This is a genomic window from Tardiphaga sp. 709, from assembly GCF_032401055.1.
In the GTDB taxonomy this organism is placed as follows: domain Bacteria; phylum Pseudomonadota; class Alphaproteobacteria; order Rhizobiales; family Xanthobacteraceae; genus Tardiphaga.
This window is the reverse complement of the sequence record NZ_CP135529.1, coordinates 2,773,659-2,792,857: the sequence shown is the minus strand read 5'-3', so window position 1 is coordinate 2,792,857 and position 19,199 is coordinate 2,773,659. Positions and strand designations below refer to the sequence as shown.

Genomic DNA, 19,199 nt, shown 5'->3' with positions numbered 1-19,199 from the left:
CAAGATCGGCTCTCAGTGGTTCTCCCAAGAAGGGCACGTCGCATGTCGCTACTCACTCTCCGCATCCGTGGCAGGCTGTATGGGGGCTTCGGTGCGCTCGTCCTGTTCGGGTTGGGCATGGCGGGCTTCGCTGTATGGAAGCTCACAGAAATTCGTGACGACGTCTCGGCGATGAATGCCCAGTCCGCCAATGCGATGCGCTCGATGGAAATTTCGGCGGAACTCCAGGCACTTCGCCGCGCGATGCTGCGCTATACGTTCGATCAGGACGAGGCGTCATTCGCTGAAGCCGAAAAGCTGCTGACGCAGGTCGGTGGTGTGCTGGAGGAGACGATCAAGGCGAGCTCGGAGGAGCGTCGCGGGGTCTATCGCGAGGTCGAAAAGACGATCAACGATTTGAAGAGCAGGCGCGTCGATCTCGGTAACACCGTCAAGGAGATGCTCGCCAACCGCAAGGCGCTGCTTGCTGAAGGTGAAAAGCTTCAGGCCGACTTGAAGAAACTCGTGCTCGCGACGCGTAGCTCGCCATTCGCACAAGGGGCGACCACCCTGCAATCCGAAACTCTGTTGGTTCAGATGGCGAACTGGCGGTTCTTTGCCGGTCGCGACCAGGACAATGTGACGTTGTTTGCCAACAGCGTGAAGAACGCCCAGCAACAGATCGCGGAGATGGAAAAATTCGATATGGCGCCGAGTCTTTCAGCGCTGTTCGAATCGATCAAGAAAGGCCTGGTCAGCTATTCCAGCGGGTTCGATAAGGCGTCGGCCAATCTGCTGAAGATGGATCAGCTCTATTACAATACGATCACGCCGATGGTGGTCAGCGCCATCCGCAAGACCGACGGCATCAAGGCAGCGATCCAGCAGGAGGTCGTTAGCGCAACGACAGCCAATGAGCAGCGCATTTCCGGCACGATCACGCTGCAGCAGATCGTGGCCGGTGGGGCGACCATCACCGGTCTGCTGATTGCGTTCTTGATCGCGCGCGGAATCATCGGGCCACTGTCGGGTCTGACGGCGGGCATGAAGCAGCTCGCCGAGGGTAATTTCGGCGTGGTACTGCCGGGGCTCGGCCGCAAAGACGAGGTCGGCGACATGGCGCAGGCCGTCGAGACCTTCAAGGTCAAGGCGGAAGAGAAAGCCCAGGCGGAAGCCGAGGCGCGGATCACCCAGGATCAAGAGGCGGCCCTTCAACGCAAGCAGGACATGATCCGGCTGGCCGACGATTTCGAAGGTACGGTCGGTGAAATCGTCGAGGCAGTGTCGTCCGCGTCGACCGAACTGGAGACATCGGCCAGCACGCTGACATCGACCGCGGATCGGTCGCAGCAGCTCACCACGGTCGTCGCCGCGGCATCGGAAGAAGCCTCCACCAATGTGCAATCGGTGGCGTCTGCGACTGAGGAAATGGCGTCGTCCATCAGCGAGATCGGTCGTCAGGTCCAGGAATCCGCACGTATTGCCAATGAGGCCGTGGACCAGGCCCAGAAGACCAATGATCGCGTCGGCGAGTTGTCGAAAGCTGCCGGCCGCATTGGCGCGGTGGTCGAATTGATCAACACCATTGCGGGGCAGACCAACCTGCTGGCGCTCAATGCCACCATCGAGGCGGCACGTGCCGGCGATGCCGGCCGCGGCTTCGCAGTGGTCGCGTCCGAGGTGAAGGCGCTCGCCGAGCAGACCGCCAAGGCCACCGGCGAGATCAGCCAGCAGATCGCGAGCATCCAGACTGCGACCGATGATTCCGTCTCGGCGATCCGCGAGATCGGCGCGACCATCGGCAAGATGTCGGAGATCGCGTCCACGATCGCTTCGGCTGTCGAAGAGCAGAGCGCGGCGACGCAGGAGATTTCCCGTAACGTGCAACAGGCCGCGCAAGGCACGATGCAGGTCTCGTCCAACATCATCGATGTGCAGCGCGGCGCGAGCGAGACTGGCGGCGCGTCGTCTCAGGTGCTGTCGGCAGCGCAGTCGCTCTCGTTAGACAGCAGCCGTCTGAAGCATGAAGTCAGTCGCTTCCTGAACTCGGTCCGCGCGGCCTGAGTTCTCCAACATCGCAATTCACCGGCTTGAGTAACGGTGCGTACTCCGCACACCGCCACTCAAGCCGCTGTACGCTTCGACACAACTCTGGGTCTCGAAATATCCCGTGCAGGGTATTGCACGGTGATAGTGCAATTTTAGATCGTTAGTTCAGGACCTCTGATGCCTGAACTCGGACCCCATCGCTGTCTGAAAGTCCGAATTGCTCGATGGCCATTGCTATGCCGGCTCAATTTGAGTGATCGCATCATCGGTGCGTTAACGTTTGTGTCAGAAGCGCGGTGGTAGGTTCCTGCCATGAGCAGGTGATTTGATCGATCATCGAATGTGTCGCCCGCTCATATGAGCCGATGACGTTTCTCGTTCAGGATCGGCTCACGCCAAGCTTCGCGTGCCCGTCGGATTGCCGCCGGGCTGCGCCAAAAATGACAACCGCTTAGCATTCGACCATTTCACGCGACGCCGGACTCTGTCCGGCGAAGGACGACCCGACTCATTTTTCTACCGCTTCATTCCCAGGGACTGTCATGGCCTTCATCCAGAATCTGCGTATCGGCACCAAGCTCGCGATCGCGTCCGGGCTCGGCATCATTCTCCTCGGTGTCATGATCTATATGCAGACGATGGGAAGCGCAGGCGTTCGCCAGTCATACCGGGCGGCCGGCGTCTATCAGGGCATTGCGCTGAACGCTGCCGAGGCCAAGGCCTCGTTCCGGGGCATGCAGATCGGCGTGCGTGACTTCCTCGGTGCAACGAAAGTGGCCGATGTCCAGAAGGCCGCCGACTATTTCACGGCGCGTACGACCGCTGGCCTTAAATTTTCGGCTCAGATGCTCAAGCTTGCGACAGCACCGGACGAGCGCGAGCGCATCGGCAAATTCCTCGACATGATGACGACCCTCGGTAAGGGCGGCGACAAGATCGGTGTAATCCGCACAGATATCTTGAATCTGCAGGCGACGCGCAACGAAGCTGGCGAATTGTCTGCGGATGCCTCCGCGCGCATCACCACACTGGGTGCGGAGATCGTGAAGCTCCGCACCGATGTGCTGCTACCCATGAGTGCAGAACTCGACAAGCTGGCCGATACGATCGTCAATCTGGCTAAGGAGAAGGTCGAGCAGCAGACGACCGCCGCGGCGAACGAGGCCGCTGCGACCGAGCGAGACTCGCTGATTCTCGGTGGTGTGGTCGCCCTGATGCTGATCGGGACCTGCGTGTTCTCGGTGTTCACCATCGGGCGCCCGATGCGCGCGCTGAGCCGTTCGATGGAAGAACTCGCCGAGGGTAATTTCGACGTGGTGTTGCCGGGCTTGGGCCGCAAGGACGAGATCGGCGACGTCGCTGGCGCCGTGGAGAAGTTCAAGGTCAAGGCACAGGAGCGCGCCCGCGCCGAAGCCGATGCTCAAAAGCAGCAGGAGCAGATCGCCGCCGAGCAGCGCAAGCGCGAGATGATCAAGCTGGCGAACGATTTTGAGAGCGCGGTCGGCGAGATCGTCGAAACAGTGTCGTCGGCATCGACCGAACTCGAAGCGTCGGCGGGCACGCTGACGTCGTCAGCAGAGCGTTCGCAGCATTTGACCACCATGGTGGCAGCCGCTTCGGAAGAGGCCTCGACGAACGTACAATCCGTGGCATCGGCGACCGAGGAAATGGCGTCATCGGTCAACGAGATCAGCCGCCAGGTTCAGGAATCTGCGCGCATCGCCAGTGAGGCCGTGCAGCAGGCCCAGAAGACCAACGACCGTGTCGGCGAGCTATCCAAGGCGGCCAGCCGTATCGGCGACGTGGTTGAGCTGATCAATAGCATCGCCGGGCAGACCAACCTTCTGGCGCTCAATGCGACCATCGAAGCCGCCCGCGCCGGTGAAGCCGGCCGTGGCTTCGCGGTGGTGGCGGCCGAGGTGAAGATGCTCGCAGAACAGACCGCCAAGGCGACCGGCGAGATCAGCATGCAGATCGGCAGCATTCAGTCTGCCACGGACGAATCGGTCAGCGCCATCCGCGAGATCGGCGTCACCATCGGCCGAATGTCGGAAATTTCGTCCACGATTGCTTCGGCCGTCGAAGAGCAGGGTGCCGCCACCCAGGAGATTTCCCGCAACGTGCAGCAAGCCGCGCATGGCACCCAGCAGGTCTCGTCCAACATTACGGATGTGCAGCGCGGCGCCGGCGAGACTGGATCGGCCTCGTCGCAGGTTCTTTCGGCAGCACAGTCGCTGTCGTCGGACGGCGCGCGGCTAAAGGTCGAAGTCGCGCGGTTCCTCAACTCTGTTCGCGCAGCCTAGGCCATGCGGGATCAGAACTGATCATTCTATCGAGCGATAACAGGACGTCCAGCCATGCTCTCGAACATCTCTATCAAAGCCAAGATCACCATCGTTATCGCTTTTCTGTTAATCGCAATGACGGGGATGGGGGCGCTTGCTGTCAGCAAGATGCAGACAATTAACGCCAATGCGTCGGACATCCAGAAGAACTGGCTTCCAAGCGTCCGTGTTCTCGGCGGGCTACGGGCGACGACCATCGATTATCGCAATCTGGTGCGCGCGCACATCCTCGCAGCCAATGCTGACCAGATGCAGAAGACCGAGGCTGGTATCGACACCATCGTCAAGCGGGCCGCTGACGAGCGAACTGCCTATGACAAGTTGGTATCGAGCCCCGAAGAGCGCGCAATCTTCAACGACTGGAGCAAGGAGTGGGACAACTACGTATCACGCAGCCAGGAAATCTTTGTGCTCGATCGCAAGAATCTCGGCAAAAGCAGTCAGGAAGCTCATGAGCTCAATCTGAATGTGATCAACCCGCTGGGATCCAAAGCCGATTTTGCCCTGCGCAAGGCCATCGAATTCAACGACAAGGGTGCGGCAGCATCGGGACAGAAGGCCGATGACAGCTATGGTTCGGCGCTGATGACGGTCATCGTGATCATTGCAGCGACGGCGGTCATCGGCATCGGCATCGGCATTTATCTGGTCAAGGACGTGTCGTCGGGTATCGCTTCGATCGTGCAGCCGATGCAGGCGCTGAGCGCAGGCGATCTCACGGCGCATGTGGCGCATCAGGGCGAAAAGACCGAGATCGGCGCGATGGCCGACACGCTTCAGGTGTTCAAGCAGGCGCTGATCGACAAACGCGCGGCAGATGAAGCTGCCTCTGCCGACGCCGAAGCCAAGATCGAGCGTGGTCGCCGCGTTGACAACATCACCCGCGAATTCGAATCGATGATCGGCGAGATCGTGGAGACCGTATCGTCGGCATCGACCGAACTCGAAGCTTCCGCAAGCACGCTGACCGCGACAGCCGAACGTTCCCAGGACCTGGCCACCACAGTGGCGGCAGCGTCCGAAGAAGCTTCCACCAACGTCCAGTCGGTGGCATCGGCCACTGAAGAAATGGCCTCGTCGGTTAACGAGATCAGCCGACAGGTGCAGGAATCGGCGAGTATCGCCAATCAGGCGGTCGATCAGGCGCGCCATACCAACGATCGCGTCAGCGAACTCGCCAGCGCTGCGTCCCGCATTGGGGACGTCGTCGAGCTCATCAACAATATCGCCGGCCAGACAAACCTGCTGGCGCTCAACGCAACCATCGAGGCGGCGCGTGCTGGCGAAGCGGGCCGGGGCTTCGCGGTCGTGGCTTCCGAAGTGAAGGCCCTCGCTGAGCAGACTGCCAAGGCGACTGGCGAGATTTCGACGCAGATCTCCGGTATCCAGGCGGCGACGCAGGAATCGGTTGGAGCCATCAAGGAGATCGGCGACACCATCGGCCGGATGTCCGAGATTGCCTCGACGATCGCGTCGGCGGTGGAAGAGCAGGGCGCCGCGACGCAGGAGATTTCGCGTAACGTTCAGCAGGCGGCACAGGGTACCATGCAGGTCTCGTCGAACATCACCGATGTGCAGCGCGGAGCGTCCGAGACCGGCTCTGCGTCGTCGCAGGTGCTTTCGGCCGCGCGGTCACTGTCATCGGACAGCACACGTCTCAAGAACGAAGTGGGCAAGTTTCTGAACTCAGTGCGCGCTGCCTAACGGGCCTGAACATACGTGTACAACGCAAAAGCCGGCGCGTGAGCGTCGGCTTTCTTGCGCGATGGTGTTGTTATGCGCGTGCGCTACGTTCGCTCAAGAAGCCATGCACAAGAAGCAGTCATGATGCACCGCTCCTTAACTTTATCCGGACAATCTCGATCACGAGATCGTTGATCGCTATCGACGCTCGGCCGGCAGCTCCAATGCATGCCGTGTCTTCAAACCCAGAAAATACCATTCGTGCAGTTGCGCGCCAACGGTCAAAAACCGAGGGACCATCACCTATGTTTGCCAGCCTGTCCATCCGCACCAAGATCACTCTTGTCGTCTCGTTCCTGCTGCTCGCCATGTCTGCAATGGGCGCGCTGGCCATCAAGCAGATGTACACTATCAACGGAGCTACGTCCGATATCGTCACAAGCTGGCTGCCGAGTGTGCGCTCTTTGGGTGAAGTCCGCGCTGCAACGATCAGCTATCGCTCTGTGGTTCGCGGACATCTGCTTGCAACGGATGCCGCAGATACGAAGGTTCAGGACGACACGCTGGTGCGTTACGCCGAGATGCTCGACAAGGCGCGCAAAACGTATGAGCCGATGATTTCGTCGCCCGAGGAACGCGCGATGTACAATGAATTCAGCAAGCTCTGGAGCGAATATATCGTCGCATTGCAGCCGGTTCTTGCATTGTCGCGTAAGAACGCTCGTGATGAAGCGCGAGATATGAACGTGAAGGTCAACCAGATCGGCTTCAAGGCGGACGAAGCCCTGCAGAAGGATGTCGAGCTCAACAACAAGGGAGCTTTGGCGGCCGGAGAACTGGCGACGGACAGCTTTGGAGTCGCCATCAAGATGGTGATCGGTTCGCTCTTGTTTGCGGTTGTTGTCGGCGTCGGTGCGGCTATCCTGCTTGTGCGCGATGTCTCCGCCGGTATTACGTCGATCGTGTTGCCGATGCAGGCGCTCGGTACGGGTGACCTGACTGCAAATGTTCCGCATCAGGGCGAGAAGACCGAAATCGGAACGATGGCGGACTCCCTGCAGGTGTTCAAACAGGCGCTGATCGACAAGCGCGCGGCGGACGAAGCCGCAGCGGCCGATGCCGAAGCCAAGATCGAGCGTGGCCGCCGCGTCGACAGCATCACCCGCAACTTCGAATCGATGATCGGCGAGATCGTCGAGACGGTGTCGTCGGCATCGACCGAACTGGAAGCCTCGGCGGGTACGCTGACCGCCACGGCGGAGCGCTCGCAGGAATTGACCACGACGGTGGCGGCCGCCTCCGAAGAAGCATCGACCAATGTGCAGTCAGTGGCATCGGCCACTGAAGAAATGGCCTCGTCGGTCAACGAGATCAGCCGTCAGGTGCAGGAGTCAGCTGCGATCGCAGGGCAGGCGGTGGATCAGGCACGCAAGACCAATGATCGCGTCGGCGAGCTCGCCAGCGCTGCAGCGCGTATCGGCGATGTGGTCGAGCTGATCAACAACATCGCAGGCCAGACAAACCTGCTGGCGCTCAACGCCACCATCGAAGCGGCCCGTGCCGGCGAAGCTGGCCGCGGTTTCGCTGTCGTGGCCTCTGAAGTGAAGGCACTCGCTGAGCAGACTGCCAAGGCGACCGGCGAGATCTCGACGCAGATATCCGGCATCCAGGCGGCGACGCAGGAATCGGTCGGTGCCATCAAGGAGATTGGCGACACTATCGGCCGCATGTCGGAGATCGCTTCGACCATCGCGTCGGCGGTGGAAGAGCAGGGCGCCGCGACGCAGGAGATTTCGCGCAATGTCCAGCAGGCGGCGCAGGGCACGATGCAGGTCTCGTCGAACATCGTTGATGTGCAGCGTGGTGCAACAGAGACTGGATCTGCCTCGACTCAGGTTCTCGCTGCGGCGCAATCACTGTCCTCGGACAGCACGCGACTGAAGGATGAAGTCAGCAAGTTCCTCAGCGCGGTACGCGCGGCCTGACATTCAACACAGCACAATCATGAAAGCCAGCGCGTAAGCGTCGGCTTTCATATGTATTGGATGATCTGATGAAGGCAACGTTGTCACATGGGGAGCATGCGATAACGCAGTTCGTGTTGCACTGCTTTTTAACTTTATCTCGCCACTCTCTTTCACGCGGGCTCAGACCATTGTTTTCAATCTGTGCTCGACTGGTAATTGCCGCCAAACGTCGCGCAGGCCGCGATCATAAATTGAAGCTCTGCCATTGCTGACCAACGGTAGAATACCGAGGGAACACGGACTCATGCTCGCCAACCTTTCCATTCGCGCGAAGATCACCATTGTCATTTCCTTCTTGTTGATAGCCATGGGTGGCATGGGTGCTCTGGCTGTCACCAAGATGCGTGCCATCTACGGCGAAGCGTCGGAAATCCAGAAAAGCTGGTTGCCGAGCGTCCGCTCGCTGGGCGAGCTTCGCGCCGGTGTGAACGTCTATCGGAATATCGTGCGTCTCCATATGCTGGCGGCAACGCCGGAAGCGAAGGCATCGGCCGAGAAACGACTGATCAATACTGATGCGGACAACATGAAGATCCGCGCGATCTATGAGACGCTGATTTCATCGCCCGAGGAGCGCGCCCTATATACGCAATGGGCGCAGCAGTGGGGCCTTTACATGACTGGCGTCCAGGAAGTTCTGGCACTTTCGCGCGCCAGCGTCGGAAAAATTCCCAACGAACCGCAGGATCTGAACGAGAGCAAGGTGCTGCCCATCGGTAAGAAGGCGGATGATCTGCTCGACAAGGATATTGCGCTGAACAAGATCGGCGCGGATGCGGCCGGCAAGAGCGCCGAAGACAATTACAATACAGCCTTCATGCTGCTCGCCATCATGCTCGGCACATCGGCGATTCTTGGCATCGGTATCGGCATCTATCTGGTAAAGGACGTCTCTGGCGGCATCGCGTCGATCGTCAAGCCGATGCAAGCCCTCGGCGCCGGCGATCTCTCGGCGATGGTGCCCCATCAGGGCATGAAGACCGAGATCGGAACCATGGGCGACGCCCTGCAGGTGTTCAAGCAGGCGCTGATCGACAAGCGCGCGGTGGATGAAGCTGCGGCAGCCGACGCAGAAGCCAAAATCGAACGCGGCCGCCGCGTCGATAATATCACCCGCCAGTTTGAAACCATGATCGGCGAGATCGTCGAGACGGTGTCGTCGGCATCGACTGAACTTGAGGCTTCTGCCGGCACGCTGACTGCGACCGCCGAACGTTCGCAGGAACTGACGACGACCGTCGCCGCTGCCTCGGAAGAAGCTTCGACCAATGTGCAGTCGGTGGCATCGGCCACCGAGGAAATGGCGTCGTCGGTCAACGAGATCAGCCGTCAGGTGCAAGAATCGGCCGCAATCGCAGGACAGGCGGTGGATCAGGCGCGCAAGACCAACGATCGCGTCGGCGAACTCGTCAGCGCTGCAGCACGCATCGGCGATGTGGTCGAGCTGATCAACAATATCGCAGGCCAGACAAATCTGCTGGCGCTGAATGCGACCATTGAAGCGGCGCGTGCCGGCGAAGCCGGTCGCGGTTTCGCGGTCGTGGCCTCTGAAGTGAAGGCACTCGCTGAGCAGACTGCCAAGGCGACCGGGGAGATATCGATGCAGATTTCCGGTATCCAGGCGGCAACGCAAGAATCGGTCGGCGCCATCAAGGAGATCGGCGACACTATCGGCCGCATGTCCGAGATTGCTTCGACCATTGCTTCCGCGGTGGAAGAGCAGGGTGCCGCGACGCAGGAGATTTCCCGCAACGTTCAACAGGCGGCGCAGGGCACGATGCAGGTCTCGTCGAACATCGTTGATGTGCAGCGTGGTGCGACAGAGACCGGATCTGCCTCGACTCAGGTTCTCGCTGCGGCGCAATCGCTGTCCTCGGACAGCACGCGATTGAAGGACGAAGTCAGCAAGTTCCTGAACGCGGTGCGGGCGGCGTAGTCTTTCCTCTCCACTGCGCGCCGCTTCGCGGCACTTTGGGGAGGGCGAAGAAAGAAAGCGTTCCCCTACTTCACATTCGACATGACCAGCCCCGCGATGTCCATATAGGTGCGCACCAGCGGGGCGACGAAACGATGCGCCGATGTCTTGGACACCAGCGTATCGTGGAGGATCAGATGATCGATGCCGGTATTGATGAAACACGCCATGGCATCGCGCGGGGTCTCGACGATCGGTTCGCCCTTCACGTTGAACGACGTATTGAGCAACACCGGCACGCCGGTGAGCGCATCGAATTCCTTCAGCAACCGATAGAGCACCGGATTGGTATCCTCCGTGACGGTCTGGATGCGCGCCGTTCCATCGATATGCACGATGGCCGGAATCTTCTCGCGCCATTCGGGGCGCACCGGGGCGGCGATCAGCATAAACGGCGAATCCTGATCGCCTTCGAAAATCTCTCTGGCGCGCTCAGCGAGCACAATCGGTGCGAATGGCCGGAACGGCTGACGGTGTTTCACGCGTGAATTGAGGATGTCCTTCATCTCCGGCCGGCGTGGATCGGCGATGATGCTGCGATTGCCGAGCGCACGCGGGCCGTATTCCGAGCGGCCCTGAAACCAGCCGATCACTTTCTGGTCGGCGAGCAGCCTGGCCGTATCGCGGCAGATATTGTCGCTGCGCACCGCGCTGGTCTGCGCCTTGACGAGTGTGCGCTGGGTCGCCGCCGTGATGTCCCGATCGGCGTATGTCTTTCCCGTGTAGGAATGCGTCATCACATAAGAGCGCGGCTGCTTCTGCACTTCGAGCAGGCCGTAATAGGCGCAGCCGATGGCGATGCCGTTGTCGCCGGCGGCGGGCTGGATCCAGACATTCTCGAAGCCGGCTTCGCGGGCGATGCGGCCATTGGCAACGCAGTTCAGCGCGACGCCGCCGGCAATGCAGAGGTTCTTCGCGCCGGTCGTCTCGCGCAGCCAGCGCGCGCGGGCGAGCAGCACCTTCTCGGTGTCGTCCTGCACGCGCCAGGCGATATCCTCCCAATGCCGCATCGACGGATGGGTGTCCCACTTGCCATCGCTGTCGGCGATATAGGGCTGGTTGTATTCGGGGGTCCAGCGCGGCACGCTGAGGACATTGTCGGTAATATCCATCAGCGGCTTGACCTGGTCGCGGCGGCCGTAGGGGGCCAGCCCCATCAGCTCGCCGCATTTGTTCCAGTCGCCGAACACATAGGTTGAGGCCCGGCTGTAGAGCGCCCCAAGACCCGGCATGTTGTAGAATTCGTCGCTGAGAAAGCCGCGATCCGGCTCCATCCAGACTTTCTTCAGGCAGTCGAGCTGCGTGCCCTTGAACGTGTAATAGCTCTCCGATTCCCGGGCGAGCTTCGAGCCCGGCTCGTCGCCGGGATAAGCCTCGATGACGTCGGAGCGATAGCTGCCGACGCCGTCGACGATCATGATCGCCCCCTCTTCGAAGGGGCAGACGGCAAACGCGCTATAGGCGTGCGCCAGATGATGCGAGATCGTTTTGACCTTGCCGGTGCGCGCCCGAAACAACGGATGGACGTTGGCGTCCTGCCGTTCATATTCGGGCAGGAAGCCCGGCATGTCCTGATAGATCAGGCGGTCTTCCATCTCCGGAACCGGCAGGATGTAGCAATTGCTCACAACCAGCTCGACGTCGTCCAGCGTGATGCCTTCGGCGTCGAGGACGTAGTCGATCACTTCCTTGTAGAACCCCGTCGCGTGTTTCTCGCGGGTAATCCGCTCCTTTTCAATCGCATAGGCCAGCGCGCCGTTGCGCAGCAGGCAGGCGCTGACGTCGTGATCGTAGGTGTTGAGACCGAGGATGTAGCTGGGTTTGGGCATGAATCAGCTTCTGGCAATTCGCGGGAAGGGACGAATGATGGGATCGAGCTGCTAACGCAGACGCGGTGGGTGGGACTGACCGCATATTCGCAGTTGCGAGGCGTAGCGATCAGCATAGTGCGAGGCAATATGAAGGGAAGATGAACGCAGGAGGTCAAAAGCGAGGTGACGCGTGAAGGTGCGCATTCGTTCGTAGTGACAGCGTTGCCGGCAACTTGACCGACGTTCGAGCTTGACCCTATTGTAAAGCCGTTCGTACGTGCACGCCTTGTGATGGCCATATTACTATTCTGGTTTCAGCACCTGTGTGAATCAAGAATTGCTCACTGAACGATTCGAGGCCGGAAGCATTCTAAAGCCGTGCTTCCGCAGAATGGAGATCCCAAGAATGGCTCAAACCAAAACGACGCGCCACAATATCGTGACCCGCTGCCTGGCAGCGATGGCGCTTGTGTCTGTCTACTGTGTTGGTCTGATCGGCGCGTCCACGGTGTTGCTCACCACGAGCAGCACCTCGGCCGAGGCCCGTGGCGGTGGTCGTGGTCGTGGCGGCGGCGGTTGGGGCCGTGGACGTGGCGGCGGGTTCTACCGTGGCGGCGGTCGTGGCTATGGTCGCGGCTATGGCTTCTACGGTGGACCGCGCTTCGTGGCGCCGGGCTGCTATTTCAGCCGTCGCTGGGGCCGAGTGGTCTGCCCGTACTAAGTCATCGGCGCGACGGCGCCGAATGAACGAGATGGAGAGGCGCGCCGGGTAACCGGGGCGCCTTTTGCTTTCTAGGCTCGCCTTTCTCCAAGAAACGGGCTCTCCTTCGGGAATGATTTGTCGAAAGCTACCCTCCTTGCACAATGCTGAGGTCGCTTTTGGCATGCCATCTTGTGTTTTCTCATCCAAATTCCAATGTCGGCATGGCAAGCTTGCGCGCCCGCGCATGGCAATTCGGTCCTCCCACCCTGGAACCTTCATGAGCGCCCTGTTCTCTCCCTTCAAGCTGCGCGACCTCACGCTGCCGAACCGCATCGTCATTGCGCCGATGTGCCAGTATTCTGCCGAAGATGGCCGCGCCACCGACTGGCACATGATCCATCTCGGCAATATGGCCCTGTCGGGCGCCGCGATGCTGGTGATCGAAGCGACCGCCGTGGAAGCCATCGGCCGCATCACACCCGGCGATCTCGGCCTCTATAATGACGCGACCGAAGCCGCGTTGAAGCCTGTGCTGGCGGCGATACGCAAACATTCGAACATTGCCGTTGGCATGCAGATCGCCCATGCAGGCCGAAAGGCGTCGAGTCACGCCCCATGGGATGGCGGCCAGCAGGTCCCGCTCGACAAAGGCGGCTGGGTCGCCCAGGCGCCGTCCGCCATTCCGCAGAAGTCCGGCGAATTGCCGCCGCAGGAGATCGATGCCGCGGGCCTCGTGCGCATCCGCGACGCCTTTGTCGCGACCGCGAAGCGGGCTGAACGGCTTGGTATCGATGCGCTTGAGATCCACGCGGCGCACGGCTATCTGCTGCACGAATTCCTGTCGCCGATCTCCAACCAGCGCACCGACAATTATGGCGGCTCCCTGGAGAACCGGATCCGGTTTCCAATCGAAGTGTTCGACGCGGTACGCGCGGCTTTTCCCGCGCACAAGCCTGTGGGCGTCCGCGTATCGGCCTCGGACTGGGTCGAGGGCGGCTGGGATGTCGCGCAGACCATCGTGTTCGCCAATGAGTTGAAGAAGCGCGGCGTCGATTGGATGGATGTTTCGTCCGGCGGTGTCTCGCCGCAGCAGAAGATCGCGCTCGGGCCGGGTTATCAGGTGCCGTTCGCCGAAGCCGTGAAAGCGGCGACGGGACTGCCGACAATTGCGGTAGGGTTGATCACCGACGCGCAGCAGGCTGAAGATATCGTGGCCTCCGGCAAGGCCGATCTGGTCGCCATCGCACGTGGCATTCTCTACGACCCGCGCTGGCCGTGGCACGCGGCGGCGCAGCTCGGCGGCCAGGTGCAGGCGCCGCCGCAATACTGGCGCTCGCAGCCATCGACCCAAAAGGCGCTGTTCGGCGATACGACGTTCGGCGGCCGCTAAACCACTTCAAGACGCCTCACTTTCAACACCCACACATTGTCCCGCAAGGCCGGTGCGATGTGTGGGTGTTTGTCGTTGCTGCGCGTCCACTCCGCGAATGGCAGCCCTGCGGCAGCATCGTGTTTACATGACAGAATGTCGCACCTACACAGCGCGAAATTCTGCGCCGTAAAATAATCGTGGCATCCGGCGCTGCCCGCCTATCGAGAGGAGCCCCGCCATGGCCCGCCATTTCCTATGGCTTCTGCTGATCCCCTTCGTCGGCCTGCTCTGGGTCCCGTTCTACAACTTTCATGATCCGGTGCTGTTCGGCTTTCCGTTCTTCTACTGGTACCAGCTCGCCTGGGTGCCGATGACCGCCTTTCTGACCTGGCTCGCTTACCGGACCTACCCCAATGAAGACTGAGCTCGATATTCCCGCCGTTGCGGTCTTTCTGTTTTTCTTCGCGCTCGTCACCGTGATGGGCTTCGTCGCCTCGCGTTGGCGCCGCCCGAAAACGCTGGCCAGCCTCGACGAATGGGGCCTCGGTGGCCGCCAGTTCGGCACCTGGATCACCTGGTTTCTGGTCGGCGGCGATTTCTATACCGCCTATACTGTGATCGCCGTGCCGGCACTGGTCTATTCGGTCGGTGCTTATGGTTTCTTCGCGCTGCCTTACACGATCCTGGTCTATCCCATCGTGTTCATGGTGATGCCAAGGCTGTGGCAGGTCGCCAAGGACAACGGCTATGTCACTGCCGCCGACGTTGTGCATGGCCGCTATGGTTCGCGCATGCTGGAAGCAGCGGTCGCCATCACCGGTGTCGTCGCCACGATGCCCTATATCGCGCTGCAGCTGATCGGTATGGCCACGGCTGTGAAGGCGCTTGGTTTCGAAGGCGAACTGCCGCTGATCGCGGCCTTTGTCGTGCTGGCGCTCTACACCTACTCGTCGGGCCTGCGTGCCCCAGCGCTGATCGCTTTCGTCAAGGATATCATGATCTATATCGCCGTCATCGCGGCAGTGTCGGTGATCCCCGGCAAGCTCGGCGGCTATGCCGCAGTGTTCGACGCCGCCGATCAGGCATTCAAGGCCAAGGGCTCGGGGAGCATCTTGCTGCAACCCGGTCAATATGTAGCCTATGCCACCCTGGCGCTCGGTTCGGCGCTCGCGGCCTTCATGTATCCGCATACGCTCACGGGCATTTTTGCCAGCAAGAGCGCCACGACCATCCGCAAGAATGCGGTGCTGTTGCCGGCCTATACGCTGATGCTCGGCCTGTTGGCGCTGCTCGGCTATATGGGCCACGCGGCCAAGTTGAAGCTTGCCAGCAATAATGACGTGGTGCCGGCGCTGTTCCAGACGCTGTTTCCGAGCTGGTTCGCTGGCTTCGCCTTTGCGGCGATCGCCATCGGCGCGCTGGTCCCTGCGGCCGTGATGAGCATTGGTGCTGCCAATCTCTTCACCCGCAATTTCTGGAAGGCCTATGTCAATCCGCAGGTCGATTCAGCGGGCGAAGCCGCGGTGGCAAAGATCGCGTCGCTGGTGGTCAAGGTCGGTGCGCTGCTGGTGATCATCTATCTGCCCACGCAGTTCGCGCTCGATCTTCAGCTTCTCGGAGGCCTGTGGATTCTGCAGACGCTGCCGGCTCTGATCTTCGGCCTGTTCACCCGCTGGTTCACCGCGCCGGCATTGCTGACCGGATGGGTGGTCGGCCTGTTCGGCGGCACATATCTGGCCTGGACGGACGGCCTCAAGCCGCTGCACATGCTGTCGATCGGTAGCTTCCAGGCGACGGTCTATGTCGGCCTGATTGCCCTCGTCGCGAATATTGTGGTCGCAATGCTGGTCAATCTCGTGGTGCCGAAGCCGGTGGTAACGGCCGAGGCGGCGGGCACTTAACGGCCTCCTTGTAAAGCCCGCGCGCGCATTGTTTCCGGCGCGCGCTGGCTTTATTGTCCGCGCCAATGCCCGCCATCCCTGTGCGGGACCGCCGGATGGAGCTTGCCTGAGTGACTGAATCGATGCGCATCGGCACGCGCAAAAGCACAATGGCGCTGGCCCAGACCGAAGAGATCGCGCGCCGGTTGGCGGTGGTCGCGCCGGAACTGGCCGTCGAGATCGTGAAATTCGAGCCGGTCGGCGACCGTGACCAGACCAGCAATCTCCTGAAGCATGGCGGCAAGGGCGGCGCCTTTGTCGGCGAAATTCGCGCGGCCGTGCTCAAGGGCACGCTGCATGCGGCGATGCATTCGCTGAAGGATATGCCGGGCAACGAGGACACGCCGGGTCTCGTGATCGCCGCCACGCTGGTGCGCGATCCGCCGACCGATGCACTGGTACTGCGCGAAGGCGTCAGCCTCGACGATCTCAAGCGCACCCATGGCAAGGGCTTCAAGATCGGCACCAATGCGGTACGCCGTGCCGCCTATATCCGCCGGCTGTTTCCCGAGATTGAGGTGATCCACTTTCGCGGGGCCGCCGATACGCGCGTGCGCAAACTCGACAATGGTGAGATGCAGCGGCTGCCTGATGGCGGCGAGGTCGGCCCCGCCGATGCGCTGATCATGGCGCGCTCGGGGCTGGAGCGCGTTGGACTGGCCAATCGCATTGCCCGTGATTTCACGCCGCACGAGATGCTGCCGGCCGTGGGGCAGGGCATCGTCGCTGTCGAATGCGCGGCGCATGACTGGGTCTCGCGGCGTTATCTCTCGCTGATCGACGACCCCGCCGCGCATCTGTCCTGCGATGCCGAGCGCGAGGTGCTTTGGGTGCTGAACGGCCACTGCAATTCGCCGATCGCCGGTTATTCGGTGATCTCAGGACACGAGATGTCGCTGACCGCATCGGTGCTGGATGAAGCCGGCGGGCAGTTCATCGAAGTGACGCGCGTCGGGCCGGCAGATCGGCCGCGCGAGCTGGGGCGCGCTGTCGGGCTGGAGCTGCTCGACAAGGGCGCCGGCGCGCTGATCGAGGCCAATCGGCCGGAGCACTAGACCATTCGATACGACACTTTGCCCTCTCCACGTCATGCCCGGGCTTGACCCGGGCATCCATCTTTGGATGTACGACAGTGAAGTTGGATGGCCGCGTCAGGCCCGGTCATGACGGAGTGTGTGGCAACTACCCCTCCGCCATCCCCACCGACCATAGTGCGAACGCATAGACGATCGCGATTTCATCCAGTCGGTTGAATCGTCCGGACGCGCCGCCATGGCCGGCACCCATGTTGGTGCGTAACAGCACCGGGCCTCCACCCGTCATCGTCGCGCGCAGCCGTGCGATCCATTTCGCCGGCTCCCAATAGGTGACACGCGGATCGGTGAGGCCGCCCATCGCGAGGATCTTCGGATAGTTCCTGGCGGCGACCTGATCGTAAGGCGAATAGGACAGGATGGTCTTGAAATCCGCGGCGCTTTCAATCGGATTGCCCCATTCCGGCCATTCGGGCGGCGTCAACGGCAGCGTGTCGTCGAGCATGGTGTTGAGCACATCGACGAATGGCACTTCGGCAACGATGCCCGAGAACAATTCCCCAGAGCGGTTGGCGACCGCGCCCATCAACATGCCGCCGGCGCTGCCACCGTGGCCGACGATGTTTTTCTCCGAGGTATATTTCGCGGCGATCAGCGCCCGGGCACTCGCGGCAAAGTCGTCGAATGAGTTGGTCTTCTTGTCGCGCTTGCCGTCGAGATACCAGCCCCAGCCCTTGTCGGCGCCGCCGCGGATATGCGCGATGGCATAGACGAAGCCGCGATCGACCAGTGACAGCCGGTTCGCAGAGAACGACGCAGGCATCGCCATCCCATAGGAGCCGTAGCCATAGAGCAGCAGCGGCGCCTTGCCGTCCTGTTTGAGATCTTTGCGATGCAGGATCGACACCGGCACTTCGGCGCCGTCATGGGCCTTGGCCATGATGCGCGTGGTGACATAGTCGGCGGGGTTGTGGCCGGACGGGATCTCCTGACGCTTGCGCAAGGTCCGCTCGCGCGTCGCCATGTCGTAATCATAGACTTCCGACGGCGTCGTCATCGAGGAATAGGCGAAGCGAAGCGTGGTCGTGTCGAATTCGTAGCCGCCCATGGTGTCGAGCGAATAGGCGGCTTCGTCGAAGGCGATGGCGTGTTCTTCCCTGTTGGTGAGATCGCAGATGATGATCGAGGGCAGCGCGTTGGCGCGTTCCAGACGGACGAGGTGACCGGCCGTGAGGTCCATGTCGATGACATAGATACCCTCGCGATAGGGGATCAGGTCGGTCCAGTTGGCGCGCTCAGGCGCGGCCAGCGGCGCGGTGACGATCTTGAAGTCGATGGCGCGGTCGGCATTGGTCAGGATGAACAATTCATCGCCGCGATCGGCCAGCGAATACTGCACACCGTTTTCACGCCTTGCCACCAGGCGAGGCGGCGCGTCTGGCGTGGCGAGGTCGATCAACTGCTGTTCGGAGGTCTCATGATCGCCGCCGGCGATGACGCAGAAGCGGCCGCTGGCGCTTTCATGGATATGGGTGAACCAGCCGGAATCCTGCTCCTCGAAGATCAACCTGTCGTCGGCCTGCTTGCTGCCGAGCCTGTGTAGCCAGACCTGCATCGGGCGATGGTTGTCGTCGAGCTTCACATAGAAGAAGGCCTTGCAGTCGAGCGTCCACACCACGCCGCCATCGGTCTCCTCGACCACGTCGTCGAGATCGTTGCCGGTGGCCCAGTCACGCACACGAATGGTGAAATATTCCGAACCCTTGACGTCGGCGCTCCAGGCTTCCAGCGCGTGATCGGGCGAGTGGCGGGCGCCGCCAAATTTGAAATATTTGTGATCGGCGGCGAGCTTGTCGCCGTCGAGAATGATGGTGGCCTCGCCGCCGTCCCGCGGCATGCGGCCGAACAATTCGTGCTGGCCGCCCTCGCGGAATTTCCGCAAGTAAGCATAGGGACCGTCCGGCGACGGCACGCTGGAATCGTCTTCCTTGATGCGACCGCGCATTTCCGCAACCAGCTTGGTTTGCAGCGCCGCCGTTCCGCCAAGCAGGCTCTCGGTATAGGCGTTCTCGGCCTCGAGATAGGTGCGGATCTCCGGCTCCAGCACGCTCGGGTCGCGCAGCACCTCCTGCCATTTGGCGTCTTTCAACCAGGCGTAATCATCTGACACGGTGATGCCGTGGGTCGTGAAGGAATGCGGATGACGCGGCGCAACCGGCGCGGGCATGGAGGATGTCTGCTTTGTCATGAACGCTCTTTTCGCGGAAGCCTGATCGGATAT

The 19,199-nt window shown here is 61.2% G+C and carries 12 protein-coding genes; 10 read left to right on the top strand and 2 right to left on the bottom strand.

What is annotated here, in order from left to right:
* Positions 1-42: 42 nt before the first annotated feature.
* The 5 genes from RSO67_RS13740 (at position 43) to RSO67_RS13720 (ending at position 10,019) form a co-directional block, all read left to right on the top strand.
* Complete coding sequence (locus tag RSO67_RS13740) at positions 43-2,043, top strand: methyl-accepting chemotaxis protein (RefSeq protein WP_315843903.1); 2,001 nt, start codon at positions 43-45, stop codon at positions 2,041-2,043.
* Positions 2,044-2,570: 527 nt separating this feature from the next.
* Positions 2,571-4,331: a HAMP domain-containing methyl-accepting chemotaxis protein gene (locus RSO67_RS13735; protein WP_315843902.1), complete on the top strand. Its 1,761-nt coding sequence runs from the start codon at positions 2,571-2,573 to the stop codon at positions 4,329-4,331.
* Positions 4,332-4,385: 54 nt separating this feature from the next.
* Complete coding sequence (locus RSO67_RS13730; protein WP_315843901.1) at positions 4,386-6,077, top strand: methyl-accepting chemotaxis protein; 1,692 nt, start codon at positions 4,386-4,388, stop codon at positions 6,075-6,077.
* A gap of 284 nt (positions 6,078-6,361) precedes the next feature.
* A complete protein-coding gene (locus RSO67_RS13725; protein ID WP_315843900.1) occupies positions 6,362-8,041 on the top strand; it encodes a methyl-accepting chemotaxis protein in 1,680 nt (559 codons plus the stop codon).
* 286 nt (positions 8,042-8,327) lie between these two features.
* Positions 8,328-10,019 (top strand): methyl-accepting chemotaxis protein, encoded by a 1,692-nt coding sequence (locus tag RSO67_RS13720; RefSeq protein WP_315843899.1) that lies wholly within the window; start codon positions 8,328-8,330, stop codon positions 10,017-10,019.
* 65 nt (positions 10,020-10,084) lie between these two features.
* On the opposite strand, the gene RSO67_RS13715 is transcribed toward RSO67_RS13720, so the two are convergent.
* Complete coding sequence (locus RSO67_RS13715) at positions 10,085-11,887, bottom strand: carbamoyltransferase (RefSeq protein WP_315843898.1); 1,803 nt, start codon at positions 11,885-11,887, stop codon at positions 10,085-10,087.
* Positions 11,888-12,275: 388 nt separating this feature from the next.
* Between RSO67_RS13715 and RSO67_RS13710 the strand changes: the two genes are divergently transcribed.
* The 5 genes from RSO67_RS13710 (at position 12,276) to hemC (ending at position 16,939) form a co-directional block, all read left to right on the top strand.
* Positions 12,276-12,590 (top strand): hypothetical protein, encoded by a 315-nt coding sequence (locus tag RSO67_RS13710; RefSeq protein ID WP_089265834.1) that lies wholly within the window; start codon positions 12,276-12,278, stop codon positions 12,588-12,590.
* Positions 12,591-12,849: 259 nt separating this feature from the next.
* Positions 12,850-13,962, top strand: a complete 1,113-nt coding sequence (locus tag RSO67_RS13705; protein ID WP_315843897.1) for an NADH:flavin oxidoreductase/NADH oxidase — start codon at positions 12,850-12,852, stop codon at positions 13,960-13,962.
* Positions 13,963-14,182: 220 nt separating this feature from the next.
* Positions 14,183-14,368 carry a DUF3311 domain-containing protein gene (locus RSO67_RS13700; protein WP_092145849.1) on the top strand — a complete coding sequence of 62 codons (186 nt, stop codon included), beginning with the start codon at positions 14,183-14,185 and terminating at the stop codon, positions 14,366-14,368.
* Positions 14,358-15,845: a monocarboxylate uptake permease MctP gene (mctP, locus tag RSO67_RS13695; RefSeq protein WP_315843896.1), complete on the top strand. Its 1,488-nt coding sequence runs from the start codon at positions 14,358-14,360 to the stop codon at positions 15,843-15,845. The genes RSO67_RS13700 and mctP overlap by 11 nt, the downstream gene beginning before the upstream one ends.
* Before the next feature lie 110 nt (positions 15,846-15,955).
* The gene (gene hemC, locus RSO67_RS13690) at positions 15,956-16,939 is read left to right on the top strand and encodes a hydroxymethylbilane synthase (protein ID WP_315843895.1); all 984 of its coding nucleotides are present in this window, start codon (positions 15,956-15,958) and stop codon (positions 16,937-16,939) included.
* A 127-nt stretch (positions 16,940-17,066) separates the two neighbouring features.
* Here the strand turns inward: hemC and RSO67_RS13685 are convergent, their stop codons facing one another.
* Positions 17,067-19,166 (bottom strand): S9 family peptidase, encoded by a 2,100-nt coding sequence (locus RSO67_RS13685; protein WP_315843894.1) that lies wholly within the window; start codon positions 19,164-19,166, stop codon positions 17,067-17,069.
* Positions 19,167-19,199: the final 33 nt, after the last annotated feature.

Coding starts and splice junctions, on each gene's coding strand:
- RSO67_RS13740 (WP_315843903.1), top strand. CDS start 43: ATGTCGCTACTCACTCTCCGCATCCGTGGCAGGCTGTATGGGGGCTTC.
- RSO67_RS13735 (WP_315843902.1), top strand. CDS start 2,571: ATGGCCTTCATCCAGAATCTGCGTATCGGCACCAAGCTCGCGATCGCG.
- RSO67_RS13730 (WP_315843901.1), top strand. CDS start 4,386: ATGCTCTCGAACATCTCTATCAAAGCCAAGATCACCATCGTTATCGCT.
- RSO67_RS13725 (WP_315843900.1), top strand. CDS start 6,362: ATGTTTGCCAGCCTGTCCATCCGCACCAAGATCACTCTTGTCGTCTCG.
- RSO67_RS13720 (WP_315843899.1), top strand. CDS start 8,328: ATGCTCGCCAACCTTTCCATTCGCGCGAAGATCACCATTGTCATTTCC.
- RSO67_RS13715 (WP_315843898.1), bottom strand. CDS start 11,887: ATGCCCAAACCCAGCTACATCCTCGGTCTCAACACCTACGATCACGAC.
- RSO67_RS13710 (WP_089265834.1), top strand. CDS start 12,276: ATGGCTCAAACCAAAACGACGCGCCACAATATCGTGACCCGCTGCCTG.
- RSO67_RS13705 (WP_315843897.1), top strand. CDS start 12,850: ATGAGCGCCCTGTTCTCTCCCTTCAAGCTGCGCGACCTCACGCTGCCG.
- RSO67_RS13700 (WP_092145849.1), top strand. CDS start 14,183: ATGGCCCGCCATTTCCTATGGCTTCTGCTGATCCCCTTCGTCGGCCTG.
- mctP (WP_315843896.1), top strand. CDS start 14,358: ATGAAGACTGAGCTCGATATTCCCGCCGTTGCGGTCTTTCTGTTTTTC.
- RSO67_RS13685 (WP_315843894.1), bottom strand. CDS start 19,166: ATGACAAAGCAGACATCCTCCATGCCCGCGCCGGTTGCGCCGCGTCAT.